Source organism: Hyphomonas sp. CACIAM 19H1 (assembly GCF_003325995.1).
Classification (GTDB): Bacteria; Pseudomonadota; Alphaproteobacteria; order Caulobacterales; family Hyphomonadaceae; genus Hyphomonas; species Hyphomonas polymorpha.
This window is the reverse complement of the sequence record NZ_CP016437.1, coordinates 1,971,237-1,994,714: the sequence shown is the minus strand read 5'-3', so window position 1 is coordinate 1,994,714 and position 23,478 is coordinate 1,971,237. Positions and strand designations below refer to the sequence as shown.

Below are 23,478 nucleotides of genomic sequence, written 5' to 3'. Positions count from 1 at the left end.
AGGCGGCCACCCAGAACGAGATGCCCATGACCCCCGCTGATGTCCTTTCATCCTCGAGCGGCCCTTCCGCTTTTGCTGGCGCGCCATTTGGCGCGGACCTGATCACATTCTGCGAGGCGCTGCAGAAGCGCGGCGGGATCGGCGTCTATGTGGCGCGGGATGACCGCCTCGCCCAGGCGGCGCGGCGGATGGCGCTGTTTGCGGCGCCGCGGCTGGAGCAGGTGGACCTGCCGGGCTGGGACGTGTTGCCGTATGACCGGATCAGCCCGACGCCGGCGGTGGCCGCGCGGCGCTGCGCGGGGCTCGCTCGCATCTCGCGCTATGAGAAGGCGCAGGGGCCTCTGCTGGTGATCACCACGGCCGGCTCGCTGGTGCAGCGGGCCGCGCCGGTGGAGACGCTGAGAAAGGCCTCCCTCTCGATCCGCGCGGGCGAGACGGTGAAGGCGAATGACCTGACCGAATACCTGGCCTTCAATGGCTATATCCGCGCCGGCACGGTGCGCGAACAAGGTGAATATGCCGTGCGCGGAGGGATTATCGATATCTTTCCGCCGACTGCCGGAGAGCCCTTCCGGCTGGATTTTTTCGGCGATGTACTGGAAACGATCCGCACCTTCGACACCGAGACCCAGCGCTCCACCGGCAAGGCCGAGGCGGTGACCTTTGCGCCGGTCAGCGAGATCCTGTTCAATGACAATGTGCTGGCCGCCTTCCGCGACCGGTTTCTGGAAACATTCGGGCCGCCTTCGGGCGATCAGATGTATGAAGCCGCGCGCGCCTCGATCCGCCGGCAGGGCGTGGAATCCTGGCTGGCGCTGTTCCATCCGCGGCTTGATACGCTGTTTGACTATGTCGGTGAGGGCGCCCTTTTCGCGCTGGGCTATCTTTCCAGCGAGGCGGCGCATGAGCGCCTGGCGCAGGCCGCCGACTATTACGCCGCGCGCCTGGAAGCGGGCGGCGGCGACATCCGCAAGGCGCGCGTTCTGCCGCCGGGGCGGCTTTATCTCGACGTTGAAGAACTCGACAACTTGCTGGCAACGCATGCCGTTGTGCGTTTCTCGCCGGCAGAGCCTTCGCCCAACACGTTTGACATGGGTGGGCGCCGGGGGCGCGACTTTGCACCTGAACGTCTGAGGACGGACGAAAACATCTTCGAGACCGTGATCGCCCATGCGCGCGCGCTTTATGCCAGCGGCAAACCCGTTGTGTTTGCGGCCTGGTCCACCGGCTCTGCCGACCGCCTGATCAATGTGCTGACCGATCACGGGCTGACGGGGCTGGCGCAGGTGCATACGCTGGAAGCGGCGAAGAAGACCGACTTCACGGTGGCTGAGGTGCCCATCGAGGAGGGGTTCAACCTTCCGGATCTGGCGATGATTTCGGAGGCCGACGTGCTGGGGGACCGCCTGGCTGCTCCGCGCCGCAAGCGGAAGTCGGCGAGCTTCATTACGGACGCCACCTCTCTGACGCCGGGCGATCTGGTGGTTCATGTCGATCATGGCGTGGGCAAATATGTGGGCCTGAAGACGCTGGAAGTGACCGGCGCGCCGCATGACTGTCTGCAGCTGGAATATTCCGGCGGCGACATGATTTTCATCCCGGTAGAGAATATCGACCTTATCAGCCGGTATGGCTCTGAAGATGCCGAGGGCCACCTCGACAAGCTGGGCGGGGCTGGCTGGCAGACGCGCAAGGCCAAGGCCAAGAAGCGCATTCTGGAAATGGCCGCCGAGCTCATGCAGATCGCAGCGGCCCGGGAACTGAAGCGCGCCGATGCCGTGCAGGGCGGGCAGGGGCTCTATGAGGAGTTTGCCGCGCGCTTCCCCTATGAGGAAACCGACGACCAGCTTTCGGCCATCGAGGATGTGCTGGCAGACCTCTCCTCCGGCAAGCCGATGGACCGGCTGGTCTGCGGCGATGTAGGTTTCGGCAAGACGGAAGTTGCGCTGCGCGCCGCGTTCGTGGCGGCGATGAATGGCAAACAGGTGGCCGTGATTGCCCCGACCACGCTGCTCGCGCGGCAGCATTTCAAGACCTTCCAGGAACGCTTTGCCGGCTGGCCGCTGAATGTGCGCCCGCTGTCGCGCTTTGTCAGCGCGCGGGAAGCGGCGGAGACGCGCGATGGCCTTGCCGAAGGGACCGTGGATGTGGTGGTCGGCACCCATGCCGTGCTTGCCAAGGAGATGAAGTTCAAGCGTCTCGGCCTGATGATCGTGGACGAGGAACAGCGGTTCGGCGTGAAGCACAAGGAACGCCTGAAGGAGCTGAAATCGGACGTACACGTTCTGACGCTTTCGGCGACGCCTATTCCGCGTACGCTGCAAATGGCGCTGACCGGCATTCGCGATCTCTCGATCATCGCGACGCCCCCCGTGGACCGGCTGTCGGTGCGTACCTACATCACCGAGGAAGATACCGTCACGCTGCGCGAGGCACTGCTGCGCGAGAAGTATCGCGGCGGGCAGGCATTCTATGTGGCGCCGCGCATCACCGATCTCGACAAGCTGGAAAATTTCCTGCGCACGCATGTGCCGGAGGTGTCCTTCATCGTGGCGCATGGCCAGATGGCGGCGGGCGAACTGGAAGACATCATGACTGCCTTCTATGAGGGCAAATATGATGTGCTGCTGTCGACCACGATTGTGGAAAGCGGGCTGGACATTCCGCGCGCGAACACGCTGCTCATCCACCGCGCCGACATGTTTGGCCTTGCCCAGCTGTATCAGCTGCGCGGGCGGGTCGGCCGGTCCAAACTCCGTGCGTATGCGTATTTTACGACGCCCAAGGACAAGGTGATCACCGAGAGCGCGGAGAAGCGCCTCAAAGTGCTGCAGTCGCTCGATTCTCTTGGTGCGGGCTTCCAGCTGGCGAGCCATGATCTTGACATGCGCGGGGCAGGTAACCTGCTCGGCGATCAGCAGTCGGGCCAGGTGAAAGAGGTGGGCGTCGAGCTTTACCAGTCGATGCTGGAAGATGCGGTCAAGGCGCTGCGCGCCGGGGCGACGGATGAGGCGGATGTGGCCGACGACTGGTCACCGCAGATCAATCTGGGCGTCGCGGTGCTGATCCCGGAAGATTATGTGGATGATCTCAATGTGCGTCTGTCGCTCTACCGGCGCCTGTCGGACATCGTGACGGCGCAGGACCGCGAAGCCTTTGCGGCGGAGCTGATTGACCGGTTTGGCCCGCTGCCGAATGAGACGCGGCAGTTGCTGGACGTCACCGCGATCAAGGTTTCCTGCAAGGCGCTCGGCATTTCCAAGCTGGATGCCGGGGAGAAGGGGGCGGTGTTCGCCTTCCGGCCGGACACCGTGATGGACCCGCAAAAGCTGATGCAGATTGTCCGCACACGGCCCGCGCAGATGAAATTGCGCCCGGATTCCAAGCTGGTACATTCCGGCCTCGGCGGCACGCCGGAGCGGCGGCTTTCCGGCGCCAAGGCCTTCCTGCGCGAACTGGAAGCGGCCTGCGGCATTGTCTCGCCCGCTTCGACCGATGCCGTGGCCGCCATGCCCTCACGCCAGGCAGCCGCGCCGGAAGACAAATGGAAGAAGCCGATGAAAAGCGGCCTGCTCAGCGAAGACTGAGCGGCGAGCTGCTTACGCAGCGATCCGTGTGCGCACGAAAGGGCCGATCAGGGCCGTTGAGATCAGCGTTTGCGGCGTGTGGTAGCTGCGCCGTTCGGTGACGCGCCAGCTGAGATTTGCCGGGTTTCCGGAACGGTCCATGGCTTCGCCGATGCGTTCGGCAAGGCGCACGCCGCCGCGATAGGGGGTCGCGGGCAGCGAAATGACGAATACGCCAGGCTCTGCCAAGGCGGCGCAGTCCGTGTCCCGGATCTGACTGGCGATCACTTCGCCGGCAGCTTTCTGCGCGGGAATGGATTTTGCCGCCTCGGCGTCCAGGCGGATGGTGAGAACCGAAAGCGCCTCGGCCTGCTCGTGTGCAATCTGCATCTGGCGGGGCAGGTGGGCATCGAAGAAACCGCGCGTGAAGAGGCCGGTGGCAAGATCGGTGACCGTCAGGGCAGAAAGGCCCGGCAGGGGCATCATCGGCGCGCTCGCGTGCAGGCGGTGGCATTGGGCCTCGACTGCGGTGACGATAGCGTCATCATCCGTGGCCGGATCGATGATGTCGGTCGCGTGGCTCAGCAGGGCAAGCTCACGCTCGGTAAACTCCGCCTGCGGACGGCTGATGACGATCAGTGGCAGGCCCGCAAGGCCGTCTTCCTCGGAAATCCATCGGCCCATGCCACTGGCTTCTTCATGCGCCATGCTGAGATCGATCAGCGCGGCGGCGAAGCGCTTGCTGGTCATGTGCTGGCGCGCGGTGGGGCGGGAAAGGGCGGCGGTGATCTCCACGCCGCGATGACGCAGGGCGCCCTGCAGCGACAGGAAGAAAGGCGATCCATCGCCGAGATAGAGCAGCGCGGGCACTGCATTGACATCTGCCGGTGGCAGCTTTGCCCCCAGCCCTTCGGCGGTGGCCCGGCGGATGGCGGCTTCCCGCAGGCGACTGGCGCGGCGAGCCAGCGCGGCGAGGCGGCTGCGCAAGGTGGAGAGATCCTTGTCGAGCCGCAGGTGCAGGGCGCCCTCAATCCGGGGGGTACTCTGGCCGGACGTGTTCAGCAGCACGATCTGGCGCGGGACGCCGCCGATCATTCCGGCGCGGCGCAGCCGTTCCAGCGTTTCCGGCGCAGCGCTTTCCATGTCCACCAGCAGCGGGTCGGCCGCAGAGAAATCTACATCGGCAGGGGCCGTATAGGGACGCAGGCCAGCGGACTTCAGGCGCGACACGATCATCTCCAGACGGGGGCTGCTGGCAGCGACCTCGATCGGCGGGTCGTAGAAGGAAAAATCCAGCATGCGGATACGCGCCTGAATACTTGCTGAAAACTCGTACACAATAGCCGCGAGCGACGCTGCGGCACCCCTTCCTTTTGCGCCGAGCCCCCTTAAAGTTCCGCTAACTCGACCATTACAAACAGGACATCAGGGAGACCTCTCATGGCTCAGGGACCGCTCGCGGGCGTCAGAATTGTGGAATTTGCCGGCATCGGGCCTGGGCCGTTTTGCGGTATGCTGCTGTCGGATATGGGCGCGGATGTGATCCGCATCGACCGTCCGGGCAATGGCAAGCCGGGCCGCGCCGAAGATGTGGTGGGCCGTGGCCGCCGCTCGATCGGGCTGAATCTGAAAGACCCGGCAGACGTGGAAGTTGCCCTGAAGCTGATCGCGCAGGCTGACGCCCTGATCGAGGGATTCCGTCCCGGCGTGATGGAGCGCAACGGGCTGGGCCCGGATGTGGCGCTCGCGCGCAATCCGAAGCTCGTTTACGGCCGCATGACCGGCTGGGGCCAGACCGGCGCGCTCTCCCATTCGGCCGGCCATGACCTCAACTATATCGCCATCACCGGCGCTCTGCATGCGATGGGCGATGGCGATGGCCGTCCGCGCCCGCCGCTCAACCTTGTCGGCGATTATGGTGGCGGCGCGCTGTATCTCGCGATGGGCGTGCTGGCGGCGATCATCAACGTCAAGAATGGCGGCAAGGGCCAGGTGATCGATGTGGCGATGTCTGACGGCGCCGCGTCGCTGACGGCGATGTTCTGGGGCATGCGCGCCATGGGCGTGTGGACCGACGACCGCGAAGCCAACATGCTCGATGGCGGGGCGCACTTCTACGACACCTACGAAACCAAGGACGGCAAATGGGTGTCCATCGGCTCCATCGAGCCGCAATTCTACGCGATCCTGCGCGAGAAGGCGGGCCTGACAGACCCGGCATTCGATGCCCAGATGGACAAGTCCAAATGGCCCGAGCTGAAGCAGAAGGTCATGGCCGTCATCAAGACCAAGACCCAGGCCGAGTGGAACGCCATCATGGAAGGCACCGACATCTGCTACGCGCCCGTGCTCTCGATGGCGGATGCGCCGAGCTACAAGCACAATGTCGATCGCGGTACCTTCGTCGAGATCGAAGGCGTGGTTCAGCCCGCGCCGGCGCCGCGCTTCTCCGAAACGCCGGGGGCCATCCAGGGCCGCCCGCCGGGCCTGGGTGAGCATACGGAAGCGATCCTGAAAGACTGGGGCGTTTCGCGTTGATGAGCGCGCTGCCCGGCACCACCGGGCGGCGGCGCATCTATCTGATGCGGCACGGCTTTGTGGACTACACGTCTGCTGCCGTGCGCGCCGCGCGCGACCCCAAGGTGGCCACGCTGACCGAGCGCGGCATTGAGGAAGCGCGCGCCGCCGGGATTGCCCTCTCGGAAGTGCATTTCGACCTCGCCCTCTGCTCCGGCCTGGCGCGGACGCGGCAGACGGCGGAGTTCGTGCTGGCCGAGCATCCCAATGCGCCGCCGCTGGAGGAAGACCCCCGTTTCGGCGAGCTGCGCTCGGGCAGCTACATGGATTTTCATTCAGCCGAGCATCTGGCCGCGGTGATGACCTTTACCTTTGAGCAGGCGGGCGAGCCGGAGGCGGCCTTCCTGCCGGGCGGGGAGCGATTCGCCGACGCACTGATTCGCATCCGAGAGGGGCTGGCGGCGCTTCTGCTGCGGCCGGGCTGGGCGACGGCGCTGGTGGTGGCACACGAAGTCGTGAACCGGATGCTGCTGGCGGATGTGATCGGCGCGCCGCTGGGCGCCAGTGCCGGTTTTGAGCAGGATACCGGCTGTATCAACATTCTCGATTTCGACCTGGTGCCGGCCGAGAGCGGGCAGGGGATCGAAGTGGAGCGCGGCGTCATCAAGGCTGTAAACCTGACGCCGGCCAACTACCTGAAAAACGGAATGAATTTGCGCAGTCTCGAGGCGATCTTCACGCGCCCCGAGGAAGACTGATGCCGGGGGGCGCGCCGGAGGGATATGGCTGCGCGGGCCGTTCCGGTGGTTGCAGGCCATTCTCCGGCAACCGGCTGCATTTGCCCCTCACAGGCGAGTGATCGCCAATGTGAACCCCAAATAACAACACCGCTGCGCCAATATTCAGACTCAATCCCTTATTAACTGAAGCTGTCAGCGCAGAGCCAATCCGGCAGATTGCCAGGGCAAAGGGCTGACGTCCTTCTTGCATACCTTGGCCGGCCTTATTGGCCGGCCATTTTGTATTTGCGGGGGATAAGCCAGCGGGCGCTGAAATTGATGCCGTTTCGTGCTTGCCATCCTCATTTGCCTGCGTTAACAGGCGCGCTTTCCCGCCGTCCCAATTGGGCGCGGACCCACCAGATTCCGGAAGCAGTGCCATGGCAGTCCCCAAGAGTAAGAAATCGAAATCGCGCACCCGCATGCGCCGCTCGCATGACCGTCTGGCGATGAACACCTACATCGAAGACGCGAACTCGGGTGAACTTCGCCGTCCGCACCACATCGACCTGAAAACCGGCATGTATCGCGGCAAACAGATCCTCGAGCCGAGCGACGAAATCTAGTTCGCCCCGGTTGCGCTGATAAGCGCACCAGCCTAAGGGTTCCGGCGCCTCCTGCACCTCGCAGGGGGCGCTTTTCATTTGCACGTAAAACGCCGGTAAGGGGACCTCCTCCATGAGCGAAATCATCGACATTCACGCCCGCGAAATTCTCGACAGCCGCGGCAATCCGACGGTCGAAGTCGATGTCACGCTGGACGACGGCTCGACGGGTCGCGCCGCTGTGCCTTCGGGCGCTTCAACGGGCGCCTACGAGGCCCATGAGCAGCGCGACGGCGATAAGAGCCGCTATAACGGCAAGGGCGTCCTGAAGGCGGTTGAAGCCGTCAATGGCGAGATCTGCAACGAACTGGCTGGCATGGACGCGACCGACCAGCGCCTGATCGACACGCTGATGATCGATCTGGACGGCACGGACAACAAATCCCGCCTCGGCGCCAATGCGATTCTCGGCGTGTCGCTGGCCGTGGCCAAGGCAGCGGCCGAGTCGTCCGCCCTGCCGCTCTATCGCTATCTCGGCGGCGCCAATGCCCGCATCCTGCCGACCCCGATGATGAACATCATCAATGGCGGCGCCCATGCCGACAACCCGATCGACATCCAGGAATTCATGATCATGCCGGTCAGCGCCGAGAGCATCTCGGACGCCGTGCGCATGGGCGCGGAAGTGTTCCACGCGCTGAAGAAAACCCTGCATGACGCCGGCCACAACACGAATGTTGGCGATGAAGGCGGCTTTGCGCCCAACCTTGCCTCCACAGACGAGGCCATCGGCTTCATCATGAAGTCCATCGAAAAAGCAGGCTATCGCCCCGGCGAAGACATTGCGCTCGCCCTCGATGCGGCCTCCACCGAATTCTTTAAGAACGGCAAGTATGAGCTGGCCGGCGAGGGCAAGTCGCTCTCTTCCGACGAGTTCGCCAAGTATCTCGCCGATCTCTGCGGCCGCTATCCGATTCTCTCCATCGAGGACGGCATGGCCGAAGACGACTGGGATGGCTGGATCGCGCTGACCGAAATGCTGGGCGACCGCGTGCAGCTCGTTGGCGATGACCTGTTCGTGACCAATCCGGACCGCCTGGCCATCGGCCTGCAGCGCGGCGCGGCCAACTCGATCCTCGTGAAGGTCAATCAGATCGGCACGCTTTCCGAGACGCTGGACGCGGTCGAACTGGCCCACCTGCATGGCTACACCGCCGTCATGTCCCACCGTTCGGGCGAAACCGAGGATTCGACGATTGCCGACCTCGCCGTGGCCACCAATTGCGGCCAGATCAAAACCGGCTCGCTCAGCCGGTCTGACCGGATCGCAAAGTACAACCAGCTGATTCGGATCGAGGAAGAACTCGGCCCCATCGCCATGTATGCGGGCCTTGCGCGCATCAATGCCGGCTGATCCGGGCCTGAAAACACCTGATATTCGGGGCCCTGCGAGGCCCCGAACTGTTTATGGAACCGGCTCCGGCATTAATGGTCATCAAGCCTTAACCAACGCGCGGCATGGATGAGGCATGGTTTCACGGCTTCAGGCCCTCGGGCTCAGTCTGCTTGTGCTCTACTTTGCCTTCCACGCCTTCGCGGGGGAGAAGGGGCTGGGCCGTTGGACCGATGCCCAGATCGAACTGGAAACCCGGAAGACGGAACTGGCTGATATTCAACAGGATATTGATCGCCTGCGCGTCGATATCCGGCGGCTGACGCCAGGGTCGGTAGACCCTGATTATGTAGAAGCGCTGGCCCGTGATAAGCTTGCATTTGTATATCCTGGAGAGATCGTTCTCCTCACACCCGAGCGCAGCTCTGCAAATTGACAACGATGCTCTGACTTGTCGTTGCAATATTGCGGCGACATAAAGGCCTCTGGGAGGCACATCGTTATGGCAACAAAACCAAAGAGTGCAAAAAAGGCACCCGCAAAGGCCAGCAAGGCAGAAATGCTTGCCTTCTACCGGGAGATGCTGCTGATCCGGCGTTTCGAGGAAAAGGCCGGGCAGCTTTACGGCATGGGTAAGATCGCAGGCTTCTGCCACCTCTATATCGGGCAGGAAGCAGTCGTTACCGGCATGCAGGCCTGCCTGAAGGAAGGTGACCAGGTCATCACCGGTTACCGCGACCACGGCCATATGCTGGCCTGCGGCATGGACCCTAATGGGGTGATGGCAGAGCTGACCGGACGGGTCGGCGGCTATTCCCGCGGCAAGGGCGGCTCCATGCACATGTTCTCGAAAGAGAAGAACTTCTATGGCGGCCATGGCATCGTCGGCGCGCAGGTGCCGCTCGGCACGGGCCTCGCCTTCGCCAACAAGTATCGCGGCAATGATAATGTCAGCCTCGCCTATTTCGGCGATGGCGCGGCAAACCAGGGCCAGGTCTACGAAGCGTTCAACATGGCCTCGCTGTGGAAGCTCCCGGTGGTCTACGTCATCGAGAACAACATGTACGCGATGGGCACGAGCGTTGAGCGCCATGCCTCCGAGACCGAACTGTTCAAGCGCGGCATCTCCTTCGAGATCGAAGGCGAAGAGGTCGACGGCATGGACGTGCTCGCGGTGCGTGAGGCGGGCGAGAAGGCCGTCAAGCATGCGCGCAGCGGCAAGGGCCCCTACATCCTCGAGATGAAGACCTACCGCTATCGTGGCCACTCGATGTCGGACCCGGCAAAGTATCGCAAGCGGGAAGAGGTGGACGACATCCGCTCGCACCACGATCCGATCGAGGGCCTGAAAGGCCAGATCCTCGAGTTGGGCCACGCCACAGAGGACGATCTCAAGAAGATCGACAACGAGATCAAGGCCATCGTGAAAGAGGCTGCCGACTTCTCCCTGGAGAGCCCGGAGCCCGATCCCAGCGAGCTGTGGACGGATGTTCTGATCGAAGAGGCGGTGTGATGAGCGTTGAGCTTTCCTGGCTTTCGGCCACGGTCGCGCTCTTCCTCGTCTACATTCTCGGCGAAGTCGTAACCGGAAACCGTCAGTACGCGCTCAAGGACCTGCTGGGTCCGCGAGACGCGCTGGCGCCGGCGGGCCCTGCTTATGGCAGGGCAAAGCGCGCCACCGCCAATATGATCGAAGCGATGTGCCTGTTCGTGCCGCTTGTCCTGATCGTGGAGGCGGCTGGCCGCGCCAATGAATGGACTGCGCTGGGCTGCGCCATCTTCTTTTTCGCTCGTCTCGTGTTCGCGCCGCTCTACTGGTTTGGCGTACCTGTCCTGCGCTCGCTGGCCTATGGCGTTGGCGCGGCGGGCCTCGTGATGATTTTCCTTCAAGTTCTTCCGTTTTCCGGAGTTAATTAATGTCCGTAGACATCCTAATGCCTGCGCTGTCGCCCACCATGGAAGAGGGCACGCTCTCCAAATGGCTGAAGAAAGAGGGCGATGCGATCAAGTCTGGTGACGTGATCGCCGAAATCGAAACCGACAAGGCGACGATGGAAGTCGAAGCCGTGGACGAAGGCGTTCTGGCAAAGATCGTCGTGCCCGAAGGCACCGAAGGGGTGAAGGTCAACGCCGTCATCGCGGTGCTCGCAGCCGACGGCGAAGACGTGTCGAAGGCTGCGCCCTCCAAGCCGAAGGAAGACAAGGCCGAGGCCAAATCCGAAGAAGGTGAAGTGAAAGAGGCGAAAAAGGCCGTTCCCGAAGAGGAAGACCCCAGGCCCAAGGCGCCGGAACAGCCGCGCGCGGCAATCGTTAAAGACAGCTCGCTGCCCGAAGGCACTACCTTCACTGACACCACGGTGCGCGACGCGCTGCGCGATGCGATGGCCGAGGAGATGCGCAAGGATGAGCGCGTCTTCGTGATGGGCGAGGAAGTGGCGCAGTATCAGGGCGCCTACAAGGTGACTCGGGAACTGCTGCAGGAATTCGGGGATCGCCGCGTGGTCGATACGCCGATCACGGAGCATGGCTTTGCCGGCCTTGGCGTTGGCGCCGCCTTTGCGGGCCTGCGGCCGATTGTGGAGTTCATGACCTTCAACTTCGCCATGCAGGCGATTGACCAGATCATCAACTCTGCCGCCAAGACGCTCTATATGTCCGGTGGCCAGATGGGCTGCCCCATCGTGTTCCGCGGGCCCAACGGCGCGGCCAGCCGCGTCGGCGCCCAGCACAGCCAGGATTATTCGGCCTGGTACGCACAAATCCCCGGCCTGAAAGTCATCGCGCCCTATGACGCGGCCGATGCCAAGGGCCTGCTGAAGGCCGCGATCCGCGATCCCAACCCGGTTGTCTTCCTCGAGCATGAACTGCTCTATGGCCAAACCTTCCCGGTGCCGGATGTGGAGGATTACATCGTCCCCATCGGCAAGGCGGCGGTGAAGCGGGAAGGCACGGATGTGACCCTCGTGGCCCATTCCCGCATGGTCGGCTTTGCCCTGCAGGCGGCCGAGCGCCTCGCCGAAGAGGGCATCAGCGCCGAAGTGATCGACCTGCGCACCCTGCGCCCGCTCGACACCGACACGGTCGTTGAGAGCGTGAAGAAAACCAACCGCCTCGTCTGCTGCGAAGAAGGCTGGCGCTTCATGGGCGTCGGCGCAGAGATCGCCGCCACCGTGGTCGCCGAAGCGTTCGACTATCTCGACGCGCCCCCGGTCCGCGTCCACCAGAAAGACGTCCCGTTGCCCTACGCCGCAAATCTTGAGGCCTTAAGCCTTCCGAATGCGGATGATATCGTCGAGGCGGCGAAGAAGGTGTGTTATGTGGGATAGCCTCTTTGCCAAGGTAGATAACCTGCAAGACGCTCGTTCGGTGCTGCCAGCGGACAAGCTATGGCTGGCAAAGCGTTGGCTGTTTGACGGCGACGAGTTGACAATGGACTTTCAGGAGAGCGGTGGGGAGGCGATCAGAAGTGTTAGCTGTAACCCGATATATTTCAGCTTTGCTGACGAGTTGATTGAGGCACTTGGTGCCGATGTTGATGAGTTTGTGCGGCAGTCTTCAGATTCCTCCTTTTGCAAGGAGCAGCTTGTAGAGAACATTGCGCAGAATGCTCCAGATATTACAGAATCTATCCGTTCACTAGAGATGTATGTTCTTAACGCTCGGGAATGGAATTTGCGCTTCGCGTGCTATGGAGCACCAAAGATTGTGGAGGACAACTAGCATGGCCATCAACATCACCATGCCCGCGCTGAGCCCCACGATGGAAGAGGGGACGCTGGCCAAATGGCTGATCAAGGAAGGCGATAGCGTCAAATCCGGCGACATCATCGCCGAGATCGAGACCGACAAGGCGACGATGGAAGTCGAAGCCGTCGATGAAGGTACCGTTGCCAAGATCGTCGTACCGGAGGGCTCCGAAGGCGTGAAGGTCAACGCCGTCATTGCCGTTCTGGCAGAAGACGGTGAAGACACGGCCTCCGTGAAGGCGCCGTCGGCGGACGCCGCGCCGAAGAAGGAAGAGAAAAAGGAAGACGCTCCGAAGGCAGACGAAAAGAAAGCCGAAGAGAAGAAGCCCGAGCCCAAAAAAGAAGAGGCAAAGCCAGAGCCCGCCAAAGCGGCCGCCCCGGCAAAATCTGATGACGGCGCGCGCCTCAAGGCCTCGCCGCTGGCCAAGCGGATCGCGGCCAACAAAGGCATTGATCTCAAGGCTCTCAAGGGCTCCGGCCCGCATGGCCGCATAATCAAGCGCGATGTGGAAGCCGCCAAGCCCGGTGCCCAGGCCGCTTCGGCAGGTTCCGCTGCACCTGCCTCGCCCGATGGCCTCATCCTGCCGCAGATCCTCGACGACCGCGTTTACGCGCCCGATACCTATGAGCTGAAACCGCTCGACGGGATGCGCAAGACGGTCGCGAGGCGCCTGACGCAGAGCTTCATGCAGGTGCCGCATTTCCCGCTGAATGTGGACATCACGCTCGACAATCTGCTGACCTCCCGCACGGCGATCAACAACGCCGCGCGCGAAGGCGTGAAAGTCTCGGTCAACGACCTGTTGATCAAGGCCGCCGCGCTCGCCCTGATCGATGAGCCCGACTGCAATGCGTCGTTCACGGACAAAGGCATCGCCTATCACAAGCACGCCAATATCTCGGTTGCCGTCGCGGTCGAGGGCGGCCTGATCACGCCGGTGATCTTCAAGGCGGAGCAGAAGGGCCTGGCTGAAATCTCCGAAGAGATGAAAGACCTCGCGACCCGCGCGCGCGAACGCAAGCTGAAGCCTCAGGAATATATGGGCGGCACCTTCTCCATCTCGAACCTCGGCATGTTCGGCATCAAGTCCTTTGCCTCGATCATCAATCCGCCCGAAGGCATGATCCTCTCGGTGGGCACCGGCGAGAAACGCGCCGTGGTGGACGAGAAGGGCAATGTCGTTGTGCGGACGGTCATGAGCGTCACGCTGACCTGTGACCACCGCGTCATCGGCGGGGCAGAGGGCGCCAAATGGCTCGCGGCGTTCAAGCGCTATGTGGAGACGCCCGAGGCGATGCTGCTTTAGCTGGTGAAGTAATCGGGTAGCTCATCCTGAGCGAAGTCGAAGGATGCGCGGACGCCCCATGGTTCGACTTCGCTCACCATGAGCCGTCAGGCCAAGGAGAATGCAAATGTCCACCCAATACGATCTCATCGTCATCGGCTCCGGTCCCGGCGGCTATGTCGCGGCGATCCGCGCCAGCCAGCTCGGCATGAAGACAGCGATTGTCGAGCGCGAAAGCCTCGGCGGCATCTGTCTCAACTGGGGCTGTATCCCGACCAAGGCGCTGCTGCGCTCGGCCGAGGTGCTGCATCTGGCCAAGCATGCCAAATCCTTCGGCCTGAAGATCGAGAACCCGTCTTTTGATCTGGAAGCGGTGGTGAAACGCTCGCGCGGTGTGGCCGCGCAGCTTTCGGGCGGCGTCAAGTTCCTGATGAAGAAGAACAAGATCGACGTGATCGAAGGCACGGCCCGTCTGGAAAAAGGGGCGCCCGCGCCCAAGGTCATCGTCAAGGGCAAGGATGGCAAGGATACGCCGTATACGGCCAAGAATGTCATGCTGGCGACCGGCGCCCGCGCCCGAGATATTCCGCAGGCTGGCCTGAAAGCAGATGGCAAGCTCGTCTGGACCTATCGCGAGGCCATGACGCCGGATGTGATGCCTAAGCGCCTGCTGGTCATCGGCTCGGGCGCCATCGGCATCGAGTTTGCGAGCTTCTATAACGAGCTGGGCAGTGAAGTGACCGTTGCCGAGGTGATGGAGCGCATTCTTCCCGTTGAGGACGCCGAAATCTCCGGCCTCGCCGAGAAGGATTTCAAGAAGCAGGGCATGAACATCCTCACCGGCGCAGAGGTGGAAAACCTGAAACCCGGAAAAGATACGCTCACGGCCGAAATCACAACGAAGGACGGCAAGAAGGAAACGAAGGAATTCGACCGCGCCATCCTCGCCGTCGGCATTGTCGGCAATGTGGAGAATCTCGGCCTCGAAGCGCTCGGCGTGAAGATCGAGAAAACCCATGTCGTGGTCGATGGCTTCGGGCGCACGGGCGTGCCCGGCCTCTATGCCATCGGCGATCTCACCGGCCCGCCCTGGCTGGCCCACAAGGCCAGCCATGAAGGCATCGTCTGCGTCGAAGGCATCCATGGGAAAAACCATGCAGAGCCGTTTGACGCGTCAAACATTGCCGGCTGCACCTATTCCCATCCGCAGGTCGCCAGCGTGGGCCTGACGGAAGCAGCTGCAAAAGCCAAGGGCTATGACATCAAGGTCGGCCGCTTCCCCTTTATCGGCAATGGCAAGGCGATTGCTCTGGGGGCGGAGAATGGGATGGTGAAAACCATCTTCGACAGGAAGACCGGCGAGCTGCTCGGCGCGCATATGATCGGCGCGGAAGTCACCGAGCTGATCCAGGGCTATGTCATCGCCCGCCAGGGCGAACTGACCGAACAGGATCTGATTCACACCATCTTCCCGCACCCGACGCTGTCGGAAACGATGCATGAGGCGGTGCTGGATGCGGAAGGCCGCGTGATCCACGTTTAATCTAGCGCTGACACAGGCTCACCCTGAGCGAAGTCGAAGGGCGAGCCGGAAATGTGGTGCACGTAGGTGTTTCCCGGCTCGTGGTTCGACTTCGCTCACCATGAGCCTCAACTAAGTTCAATGAAAAGCCGCCGAAGCGTTCTGCTGCGGCGGCTTTTGTTTGAGGGCAGGTGAGAGATCAGAACGTATACCGCAGACCCGCGCGGACGTTGCGGCCGGGCAGGGGCACGGTGTCGCGCAGAACGGAGGTGGCGAGGCGCGCCTCTTCGTCTGTCACATTGCGCACTTCCACGAACAGCTGTGTGCCCTCGCGGCCAATTCCGTATTCGGAGAGTTTCAGGGCGGTCTTGAGGTTGATCAGCGTATAGTCGCTGGTGCCCAGTTGGCCTTCGCCGACGCGGCGCTGATTGTCCGCCCATTCCACGCTCGCGCCTGCCATCACGCGCTGCCAGTCGGCATCCGCGCCGGCGGTTACGCGCAGGGGCGGAACGAAGGGCAGGTTGCCGCCGCTGTCGAGTTCGCCGCGAACATAATCAATCCCGGAACGGAACTTCCAGTTGGCGCCCAGCGGGCCCTGGTTGATGTAGTATTCGCCATAGATTTCGCCGCCATAAAGGGTTGCGTCATCCTGAACGAAGGCGAAAACCGGCAGGCCGTCTTCCTCGGTCACCAGTTCGCCGTCTTCCTCGATGGCGCCCGGGGCGAGATAGATGAAGTCGCTGAAGCTTGTGTGGAAGACGTTCATGCCGAAGCTTGCCCGGTCGCCCCGCCAGCGCAGGGTGCCTTCCAGGTTCAGACCCTTTTCCTTGCTGAGGGAAGCGTCGCCCACTTCAAACTGCTCGGTGGCAAGGTGGGGGCCGAAGGCGAAGAGTTCGCTCTCGTTCGGGCCGCGCTCGGTATAGGCGATCTGCGCGCCGGCAAACCATCCGTCACCGAAATGCTGGTGAACGCCGGCAGAGGCGCTGTAGAGGTCGAACTCGACCTTGCCCGCGTCGGCATTGTCATGTTCCAGCTGCTCGACGCGCAGGCCGCCTTCGATGCCGAAGCCGTTATCCCAGTCGCGGGTCTCATAGAGGAACAGGGCCCAAGAGGTCGTATCGGTCGGTGTCAGGAAGGCTTCGCCGCCGGTCGCGTCGAGGGATTTGTCGAGGAACTGAACGCCCACAGCGCCTTCAAATCCGGCAAGGGCATGGTCAAGTTCGATCCGGCCTTCGATGCCATCGGTCTTGAAGACGGAGCTGGCTTCATCGCCCTCGATCTCGCTATGTTCGTAGTCGGAGTAAGACAGAGTACCGGTGATGGCTTTGAGGATCGGGCCGTCAAGGTTGATCCCGGCGCGGAAGTCATAGCGGGTCTGTTTCAGGTCCACATAGGGCGAGGCTTCGTCGTCATGATCGTGATCATGGTCGTGATCGTCCTCATCATGGTCGTCGTCGTCATGATGTTCCTCATGCGCATGGGAATGACCCGGCAGGCCGTATTTCGAAGTCTGCTGGCGCACGGCAAAGCCTGCAAAGGCCCGTTCACCCACCCAGCTGACGCCGCCGCCAAAGGTTTCGGTATCGAGGAAGGAATTGGGAAGGCGGCCAGAAACTGCGGCCTCTTCCTCGTGATGGTGATCGTGATCTTCGTCCTCGTCGTCGTGATCGTGCTCCTCATGCTCCAATTCCTCGCGGTGGCGAAGCTGGCGGGACTCGGCGAGGCCGGGGATCTTGTAGTCGCCAAAGTCGCGCTGGGAGGCGGAGAGGGTGAAAACCAGCGGACCGGCCACGAAGGCGGCGCGGCCGCCTGCTTCGGTGCCCCGGTTGACGCCGTTCCACGCGCCATAGGCTTCCCCGCTCACCGTGCGCTCGGGCAGGGTGTCCACGATCAGGCCATCAATCACGTTCACCACGCCGCCAATCGCCTGTCCGCCATAGGCAAGGGCGGCCGGGCCGCGCAGGATCTCGATCTTGTCGGCATCGATGCCGTCTGCGGCCACCTGGTGGTCCGGGCTGGCGGCGGAGACGTCGATCACGCCGATGCCATTGGTCAGCACCTGCACGCGTTCAGCGCCTAGGCCGCGCAGCACAGGCCGGCTGGCGCCCTGGCCGAAGAAGGTGGAGGAGACGCCCGGCTCGCCCGACAGCGTGTCACCCAGCGTGCCGGAGAGGCGGCCGACGATGTCAGCCCGGTCGAGCGCGGTGGCGTTGCCGATCAGCTCGTCGCTGGAGCGCGCGGGGCCAGGCGCGGTGACGATGATGGGCGCCTCGATGCGCGGCGAGTCGGTTTCCTGGGCGATGGCGAGGCCGGCGAGGAGGTGACCGGAGATCGCGGTCAGCAGGAGCGTGCGTTTCATCTGGGAGGCTCACGGTTGAGTAATGTAATAATGTTGCAATATCGGGGCGCAAAGTTCCACGCAAGGGGCGTCACTGTCCCACCCTGTCCAATTCCTGTCCGGATTTGTCCGGCAATTGTCCGCGTTTGACAGGAAAAAGCCCGCCAGTGGCGGGCTTTTGTCGCCTTCTGTCGCTGTTATTCAGCCAGGTTCAGGCCGCGCTGCCATCCACGCGCAGCAACGATCCGGTGGTGAAGCTGGATGCCGGACTGGCCAGATAGAGAGCGGCGGTCACGATCTCCTCGGGGTAGCCAGGACGGCCCAGCGCATTGTCCGCAGACTGGCGCATTTCCTCCGGCCAGGCCTTTGCAATGTCGGTCAGGAATGGGCCGGGACAGATCGTGTTCACCCGTACTTTCGGGGCATATTCATGCGCCAGCGACAAGCTCATCGCATTGATCGCCGCCTTGGCAGAGCCATACGGCACCACATGCGGCAGGGGCACGAGGCTGCCCGAAGACGAGATATTGATGATTGAGCCGCCCTCGCCATCGGCCATCCGCTTGGCTACCTGGCTGGCCAGGCGGAAGGGGCCTTTGAAGTTCAGGTTCAGCACGGAATCGAACAGGTTTTCCGTCACCTCATGGCTCGCCATACGGGGGCCGGAGCCGGCATTGTTCACAAGCACGTCAACGCGCCCGAAATGGGCATAGGATGCTTCGATGAGGGCATCGATATCATCCCAGCGGCCGCAATGAGCGGCAAAGGCAAAGGCCTTCCGGCCCATCTTGCGCACTTCCTCGGCCGCGGCTTCGCAGGCATCCAGCTTGCGGCTGGCAATGATCACGTCGGCGCCGTTCTCTGCGAAAGCCTTGACCATCTGATAGCCAAGGCCGCGGCTGCCGCCGGTTACGAGTGCCACTTTGCCGGTCAGGTCGAACAGGTTGCGCGCCATCGGGGTTCCTCCAGTTTCTGATGCTGGCGGTGAGCTTGTTTCACGCCACCGGCATCATCAACAGAGAAACCCGCTGCCTGCCGCGAGGTGAGGGCATCTTCCCTCGCGTTCAGTTCAGGACTTGCGGCGATGCCAGGTCAGAGGTGCGGGCCGCTTCCACTTCCGACATCAGGCGCAGAACGTTTCCGCCCCAGATTTTCACAATGTCTTCCTCGGAATAGCCAGCCTCCACGAGGCGGGCTGTCACCTTCGGCAGGTCCACGATATCTTTCATTCCGTCGACACCGCCGCCGCCATCCCAGTCTGCGCCCACGCCGACATGATCGGGGCCAACCAGCTCCAGCGTATAGAGCAGGTGCTCCATGAACTTCTCGAAGGTGGAGCGCGGCGGCGGAAACGCCTTGTTCAACTCCTGGAAGGCGGCCCGGTAAGCGTCGCGGGTCGCGTCGTCCATCGTAGAGGTGTCACGGCCATATTGCGCTTCAAGCTCGGCGAGCGCCGCCAGGCGTTCGGGGCTTGCCGGCAGGGCCTCCAGATAAGAGCCGTAGGCATTGATCTGGATGACCCCGCCATCTTCCGCGATGGCGATCAGAAGGTCGTCCGGCACGTTGCGCGGATGATCATAGACGGCCTTGGGGCCCGAGTGGGACAGGATGATTGGCGTGGTCGAAAGCTCCAGCATGTCGCGCACCGTGTCATCCGAAGCGTGCGAGCCATCCAGGATCAGGCCCAGCTCGTTGGCGCGCCGCACCAGCGCTTCGCCAAGCGGGCTGAGGCCGCCATAAGCGGGGCTCACATCCGTCGCGCTGTCGGCAAACTGGCTGTTGCGGAAATGCACGGGCGCGATCATGCGCAGACCGCCGATGTAGAAGGTGTCGAGCATCGAGATGTCCGTGCCCAGCGGATAAGCGTTTTCCATGCTCTGGAAGACGATCTTCTTGCCCGCAGCCGCAATCCGTTCCGCATCGGCGGTGGAGAAGGCAAGCTCAACATCCTCATGGTATTTCGCCGCGAGTTCGCGGATCGACATCTGGCGCAGAATGGCCATGTTGCGCGCGGCCAGATAGGAGGCCTCGTCCAGCGGGCCCTGCGGCGTGAAGATGACCCAGAAGCCGCCATCCAGGCCGCCTTCGTTCATCCGCGGCAGGTCGACATGCGTGCCATCCACATCAAAGTCGCCGCGCTGGGAGAAGTTGTAATCGGGGGTGTGGAAATAGGCGGGGGTGTCGAGGTGGGTATCCAGCACCAGCGCGCGGAAATGGACCCCGTCACTTGCAGAGCGCGCGGGAGCTTCAGCCGCCTTTGCGGGCGGGGCGCCCTCCGTCTGCGGCGCATCAGGGGCGCAGGCCGTCAGAAGGGCGCCCAGCGCCACGCTCAGGAGTAGTTTCTTCATGCGATCAAGCCCCGCAATGTGAGTCCAAGGATTGCGGGATGTTCACCCGCCAGCGCCGTGGGTCAACCGCAGAACCTGCAAAGAAAAGGGCAGGCCCGGAGGCCCGCCCTGATTTGAGCCGATCTGTTGTGCCTGCGTCAGGCTTTGCCGAAAACCCGGGCGAAAATCGTGTCGACATGCTTGAAATGATATTCAAGGTCGAACAGGGCATCGATCTCCGCGCCGGAGAGGTGGGCTGTAACGTCGGCGTCGCCCTTCAGCAGCTCATTGAGCGGGCCTTCCTTTTTCCAGGTGCGCATGGCGTTGCGCTGCACCAGACGGTAGGCGTCCTCCCGGCTGACGCCTTTCTCCACAAGCGCCAGCAGGATGCGCTGGGAGTTGTGCAGGCCGCCCATCGAATTGATCGTGGCCAGCATGTTTTCCGGATAGACGACCAGGTTTTCCACAACGCCGGCAAGGCGGTGGAGCGCGAAGTCGAGGTGGATGGTCGCGTCCGGACCGATGCCTCGCTCGACGGAGGAGTGGGAGATGTCCCGCTCATGCCAGAGGGCGACGTTTTCGAGCGCCGGCGTCACCGCCGAGCGCACGAGCCGGGCAAGGCCGGTGAGGTTTTCCGTCAGCACCGGATTGCGCTTGTGCGGCATGGCGGAGGAGCCCTTCTGGCCGGCGGAGAAATACTCTTCCGCTTCCAGCACTTCCGTGCGCTGCAGGTGGCGCACTTCGGTGGCAAGGCGCTCGACTGATGAGGCGATTACGCCGAGGACGGCAAAATACATTGCGTGGCGGTCGCGCGGAATGACCTGTGTGGAGACTGGCTCAATCGTCAGGCCAAGCTTGGCCGCGACATGCTCCTCAACCTTCGGGTCGATATTCGCAAAGGTGCCAACGGCGCCGGAGATGGCGCAGGTGGCCACTTCTTCCTTCGCGATCACCAGGCGCTGGCGCGCCCGCTGGAACTCGGCATGGAAGGTGGCGAGCTTGATGCCGAAGGTGGTCGGCTCGGCATGGATGCCATGGCTGCGGCCGATGGTGGGGGTGAACTTGTGCTCGCGGGCACGCTTTTCGAGGGCGGTCAGCACCCGGTCGATGCCCGTAAGCAGCAGGTCTGCGGCGCGCACAAGCTGAACGTTGAGGCAGGTGTCGAGCACGTCGGACGAAGTCATGCCCATGTGCAGGAAGCGCGCCTCATCGCCAACATGTTCGGCAACGTTGGTGAGGAAGGCGATCACGTCATGCTTCACTTCACGCTCGATCTCGTCGATGCGCTCGGGCTCGAACTTGGCGCGGGCGCGGACAGCGGCGGTCGTGCCCTTCGGGATCTGGCCCATCTCTTCCATGGCTTCTGCGGCCAGCGTTTCAATGTCGAGCCAGATCTGGAAGCGGGATTCGGGCGTCCAGATGGCGGCCATTTCCGGGCGGGTATAACGGGGGATCATGGTGCGCTCTCGTTCGTGGTATTTCGGGGTGGTGCTCTGACGTGCCGTCTAGGCCGGTTGGCCGGGTTTCGCCAGCCCTGTGCAGCGATGGATTTCACCCCAGGGCCGGCTTGGTTTACTCTGAGCGCTGATTCTTCCGAAGGCTGCCCCATGTCCCAACCCGCCATAGTCCACGGATCGCCGTTTCTGGGCGTGGAACGCTCCGCCGGCGGGCGCCGCTGGCGGCTGGCTGAGGTGGACGAAGCGCTGGTGCGGCGGCTGATGCCGGTGGCGGCGGGCTCTGATCTGGTTGCGCGCCTGCTGGCCGGGCGCGGCGTAACGCCGGAAAGCGCGCCAAACTATCTGGCGCCGACCCTGCGGGAGCTGTTCCCCGATCCCAGCAGCTTTGCTGATATGGACAAGGCAGCAGGCCTCATTCTGGACGCCATCCTGGAAGGAAAGCGTGTCTGCGTCTTTGCCGACTATGATGTGGATGGCGGCACGTCTTCGGCCATCCTGGCGAAATATTTCCGCGCCTGGGGCAGGGAACTCGGCCTCTATGTGCCCGACCGCCTGGAAGAGGGCTATGGCCCATCGCCGGAAGCATTCCGTTTCCTGAAGGCGCAGGGCTACGATCTTGTGATCACGGTCGATTGCGGCGCGGCGGCGGTGCGTGCACTGGACGAGGCCCGCGCGATTGATCTTCCGGTCGTGGTGATCGACCATCACCTGATGTCGGGCCATGTGCCGGAGGCGGCGGCCCTGGTGAACCCGAACCGGCCTGACTGCCCTTCAGGCAATGGGCATCTGGCGGCGGCAGGCGTGGTGTTCGTCTTTGCCGCGGCGATGAACCGGCTGGCGCGCCAGCGCAATCTCGCCCCGAAAGGCGGGCTGCCGGACATTCTGCATTATCTCGACCTCTGCGCGCTGGGCACGCTCTGCGACATGTCTCCGCTGACCGGGGTGAACCGCGCCTTTGTGCGTCAGGGTCTCAGCATCATGGCGCGCGGCGAGAATATCGGCTTGCGGGCGCTCGCCGATGTCAGCGGGATTGGTCAGATCGAGAGCGTCTATCACGCGACCTTCCTGCTGGGGCCGCGCCTCAATGCGGGGGGGCGTGTGGGGGATCCCTGGCTGGCGGCGAAGCTGCTGGCGACCGATGACCGGCGCGAAGCAATTGAACTTGCCGAGCGGCTGCATGCGCTGAACGATGAACGGCGCGCTGTCGAAGCGGCCATACAGGAAGAAGCTACGGCGCAGGCTGAACGTGCGCTGGCGGCCAATCCGGATCGCGGCATCATCATTGCCGCGGGCGAAGGCTGGCACCCCGGCGTCATCGGCATCGTGGCGGGCCGCCTGAAGGACAGGTTCCACCTGCCCACCATCATTATCGGCTGGGGCGAGGGACTCGGACCGGTGGCGAAAGGGTCTGGCCGGTCGGTTACCGGCGTGAACCTGGGCGACGCGATTTCAGCGGCGGCGCGGGAAGGCGTGATCCTGTCTGGCGGCGGCCACGCGATGGCCGGCGGCCTCAGCCTGGAGCCGCACCAGATCCCCGCCTTCGACGACTGGATGGTCGCCCATATGGCGGAGTTCAAGGCTGAGCGGGACGCCGCGCTGGACCTGCACATTGACGCCGTTCTTTCGCCCGGCAGCGCAACGACCGCGCTTTATGATCAGGTTGCAGCGCTCGGGCCCTTCGGCACCGGCGCGCCGGAGCCCGTTTTTGCCATGACAGATGTGATGCCAACGGGGGTGCGCCGGATCGGCGCCAACCATCTGCGCTTTACGGCGGAGAACAATACCGGCCGAATCGAATGCATTGCCTGGCGTGTTGCGGACGAGCCTATAGGGGACCTGCTACGCACTGGGCAGCGTCTTGGCCTCGCTGGCCGCCTCAAATCTGACCAGTGGAATGGCCGCCGCCGCGTGCAGCTCGAAATTCTTGATGCATCAATGCTGTGAATCTTCTGCAGAACTTCGTTTGAAACGGGTTGCAGGGTAAGAAATCACCCGCTATATG

The 23,478-nt window shown here is 63.0% G+C and carries 18 protein-coding genes; 13 read left to right on the top strand and 5 right to left on the bottom strand.

Annotated features, from left to right (window positions below; genetic code table 11):
• Window positions 1–26 precede the first annotated feature (26 nt).
• Window positions 27–3,587: a transcription-repair coupling factor gene (mfd, locus tag BBF93_RS09340; protein ID WP_233349330.1), complete on the top strand. Its 3,561-nt coding sequence runs from the start codon at window positions 27–29 to the stop codon at window positions 3,585–3,587.
• A gap of 12 nt (window positions 3,588–3,599) precedes the next feature.
• Here mfd and BBF93_RS09335 read toward each other — a convergent pair whose 3' ends face one another.
• On the bottom strand, window positions 3,600–4,865 hold the full coding sequence (locus tag BBF93_RS09335) for a hypothetical protein (RefSeq protein ID WP_114105723.1): 1,266 nt from the start codon (window positions 4,863–4,865) through the stop codon (window positions 3,600–3,602).
• A gap of 141 nt (window positions 4,866–5,006) precedes the next feature.
• Between BBF93_RS09335 and BBF93_RS09330 the strand changes: the two genes are divergently transcribed.
• The 11 genes from BBF93_RS09330 (at window position 5,007) to lpdA (ending at window position 15,375) form a co-directional block, all read left to right on the top strand.
• The gene (locus tag BBF93_RS09330; RefSeq protein WP_035595909.1) at window positions 5,007–6,104 is read left to right on the top strand and encodes a CaiB/BaiF CoA-transferase family protein; all 1,098 of its coding nucleotides are present in this window, start codon (window positions 5,007–5,009) and stop codon (window positions 6,102–6,104) included.
• Window positions 6,104–6,841 carry a histidine phosphatase family protein gene (locus BBF93_RS09325; RefSeq protein ID WP_035595911.1) on the top strand — a complete coding sequence of 246 codons (738 nt, stop codon included), beginning with the start codon at window positions 6,104–6,106 and terminating at the stop codon, window positions 6,839–6,841. The genes BBF93_RS09330 and BBF93_RS09325 overlap by 1 nt, the downstream gene beginning before the upstream one ends.
• A gap of 401 nt (window positions 6,842–7,242) precedes the next feature.
• Entirely contained in the window at window positions 7,243–7,428 is a 186-nt protein-coding gene (rpmF, locus tag BBF93_RS09320; protein ID WP_035595912.1) for a 50S ribosomal protein L32, read from the top strand.
• 112 nt (window positions 7,429–7,540) lie between these two features.
• Complete coding sequence (gene eno, locus BBF93_RS09315; protein WP_035595914.1) at window positions 7,541–8,821, top strand: phosphopyruvate hydratase; 1,281 nt, start codon at window positions 7,541–7,543, stop codon at window positions 8,819–8,821.
• Between the two features lie 115 nt (window positions 8,822–8,936).
• Window positions 8,937–9,236: a septum formation initiator family protein gene (locus tag BBF93_RS09310; protein ID WP_035595917.1), complete on the top strand. Its 300-nt coding sequence runs from the start codon at window positions 8,937–8,939 to the stop codon at window positions 9,234–9,236.
• A gap of 66 nt (window positions 9,237–9,302) precedes the next feature.
• The gene (gene pdhA / locus BBF93_RS09305; RefSeq protein ID WP_114105722.1) at window positions 9,303–10,313 is read left to right on the top strand and encodes a pyruvate dehydrogenase (acetyl-transferring) E1 component subunit alpha; all 1,011 of its coding nucleotides are present in this window, start codon (window positions 9,303–9,305) and stop codon (window positions 10,311–10,313) included.
• On the top strand, window positions 10,313–10,717 hold the full coding sequence (locus tag BBF93_RS09300) for an MAPEG family protein (RefSeq protein WP_114105721.1): 405 nt from the start codon (window positions 10,313–10,315) through the stop codon (window positions 10,715–10,717). The genes pdhA and BBF93_RS09300 overlap by 1 nt, the downstream gene beginning before the upstream one ends.
• Window positions 10,717–12,126 (top strand): pyruvate dehydrogenase complex E1 component subunit beta, encoded by a 1,410-nt coding sequence (locus BBF93_RS09295; protein ID WP_035595923.1) that lies wholly within the window; start codon window positions 10,717–10,719, stop codon window positions 12,124–12,126. Before BBF93_RS09300 ends, BBF93_RS09295 begins: the two co-directional genes overlap by 1 nt.
• Complete coding sequence (locus tag BBF93_RS09290) at window positions 12,116–12,520, top strand: hypothetical protein (RefSeq protein WP_114105720.1); 405 nt, start codon at window positions 12,116–12,118, stop codon at window positions 12,518–12,520. The genes BBF93_RS09295 and BBF93_RS09290 overlap by 11 nt, the downstream gene beginning before the upstream one ends.
• Window position 12,521: 1 nt before the next feature.
• The gene (locus BBF93_RS09285) at window positions 12,522–13,853 is read left to right on the top strand and encodes a pyruvate dehydrogenase complex dihydrolipoamide acetyltransferase (RefSeq protein ID WP_114105719.1); all 1,332 of its coding nucleotides are present in this window, start codon (window positions 12,522–12,524) and stop codon (window positions 13,851–13,853) included.
• 106 nt (window positions 13,854–13,959) lie between these two features.
• Window positions 13,960–15,375, top strand: a complete 1,416-nt coding sequence (lpdA, locus tag BBF93_RS09280; protein ID WP_114105718.1) for a dihydrolipoyl dehydrogenase — start codon at window positions 13,960–13,962, stop codon at window positions 15,373–15,375.
• A gap of 178 nt (window positions 15,376–15,553) precedes the next feature.
• On the opposite strand, the gene BBF93_RS09275 is transcribed toward lpdA, so the two are convergent.
• From BBF93_RS09275 to purB, 4 genes are all read right to left on the bottom strand, one after another.
• Window positions 15,554–17,713, bottom strand: a complete 2,160-nt coding sequence (locus BBF93_RS09275; protein ID WP_114105717.1) for a TonB-dependent receptor — start codon at window positions 17,711–17,713, stop codon at window positions 15,554–15,556.
• A gap of 190 nt (window positions 17,714–17,903) precedes the next feature.
• Window positions 17,904–18,647: an SDR family NAD(P)-dependent oxidoreductase gene (locus BBF93_RS09270; protein WP_035595934.1), complete on the bottom strand. Its 744-nt coding sequence runs from the start codon at window positions 18,645–18,647 to the stop codon at window positions 17,904–17,906.
• A 109-nt stretch (window positions 18,648–18,756) separates the two neighbouring features.
• Window positions 18,757–20,040 carry a dipeptidase gene (locus BBF93_RS09265; protein ID WP_114105716.1) on the bottom strand — a complete coding sequence of 428 codons (1,284 nt, stop codon included), beginning with the start codon at window positions 20,038–20,040 and terminating at the stop codon, window positions 18,757–18,759.
• A gap of 137 nt (window positions 20,041–20,177) precedes the next feature.
• Window positions 20,178–21,476, bottom strand: a complete 1,299-nt coding sequence (purB, locus tag BBF93_RS09260) for an adenylosuccinate lyase (RefSeq protein WP_114105715.1) — start codon at window positions 21,474–21,476, stop codon at window positions 20,178–20,180.
• A 150-nt stretch (window positions 21,477–21,626) separates the two neighbouring features.
• Between purB and recJ the strand changes: the two genes are divergently transcribed.
• The gene (gene recJ / locus BBF93_RS09255; protein WP_114105714.1) at window positions 21,627–23,420 is read left to right on the top strand and encodes a single-stranded-DNA-specific exonuclease RecJ; all 1,794 of its coding nucleotides are present in this window, start codon (window positions 21,627–21,629) and stop codon (window positions 23,418–23,420) included.
• Window positions 23,421–23,478: the final 58 nt, after the last annotated feature.

Coding starts and splice junctions, on each gene's coding strand:
- mfd (WP_233349330.1), top strand. CDS start 27: ATGACCCCCGCTGATGTCCTTTCATCCTCGAGCGGCCCTTCCGCTTTT.
- BBF93_RS09335 (WP_114105723.1), bottom strand. CDS start 4,865: ATGCTGGATTTTTCCTTCTACGACCCGCCGATCGAGGTCGCTGCCAGC.
- BBF93_RS09330 (WP_035595909.1), top strand. CDS start 5,007: ATGGCTCAGGGACCGCTCGCGGGCGTCAGAATTGTGGAATTTGCCGGC.
- BBF93_RS09325 (WP_035595911.1), top strand. CDS start 6,104: ATGAGCGCGCTGCCCGGCACCACCGGGCGGCGGCGCATCTATCTGATG.
- rpmF (WP_035595912.1), top strand. CDS start 7,243: ATGGCAGTCCCCAAGAGTAAGAAATCGAAATCGCGCACCCGCATGCGC.
- eno (WP_035595914.1), top strand. CDS start 7,541: ATGAGCGAAATCATCGACATTCACGCCCGCGAAATTCTCGACAGCCGC.
- BBF93_RS09310 (WP_035595917.1), top strand. CDS start 8,937: ATGGTTTCACGGCTTCAGGCCCTCGGGCTCAGTCTGCTTGTGCTCTAC.
- pdhA (WP_114105722.1), top strand. CDS start 9,303: ATGGCAACAAAACCAAAGAGTGCAAAAAAGGCACCCGCAAAGGCCAGC.
- BBF93_RS09300 (WP_114105721.1), top strand. CDS start 10,313: ATGAGCGTTGAGCTTTCCTGGCTTTCGGCCACGGTCGCGCTCTTCCTC.
- BBF93_RS09295 (WP_035595923.1), top strand. CDS start 10,717: ATGTCCGTAGACATCCTAATGCCTGCGCTGTCGCCCACCATGGAAGAG.
- BBF93_RS09290 (WP_114105720.1), top strand. CDS start 12,116: ATGTGGGATAGCCTCTTTGCCAAGGTAGATAACCTGCAAGACGCTCGT.
- BBF93_RS09285 (WP_114105719.1), top strand. CDS start 12,522: ATGGCCATCAACATCACCATGCCCGCGCTGAGCCCCACGATGGAAGAG.
- lpdA (WP_114105718.1), top strand. CDS start 13,960: ATGTCCACCCAATACGATCTCATCGTCATCGGCTCCGGTCCCGGCGGC.
- BBF93_RS09275 (WP_114105717.1), bottom strand. CDS start 17,713: ATGAAACGCACGCTCCTGCTGACCGCGATCTCCGGTCACCTCCTCGCC.
- BBF93_RS09270 (WP_035595934.1), bottom strand. CDS start 18,647: ATGGCGCGCAACCTGTTCGACCTGACCGGCAAAGTGGCACTCGTAACC.
- BBF93_RS09265 (WP_114105716.1), bottom strand. CDS start 20,040: ATGAAGAAACTACTCCTGAGCGTGGCGCTGGGCGCCCTTCTGACGGCC.
- purB (WP_114105715.1), bottom strand. CDS start 21,476: ATGATCCCCCGTTATACCCGCCCGGAAATGGCCGCCATCTGGACGCCC.
- recJ (WP_114105714.1), top strand. CDS start 21,627: ATGTCCCAACCCGCCATAGTCCACGGATCGCCGTTTCTGGGCGTGGAA.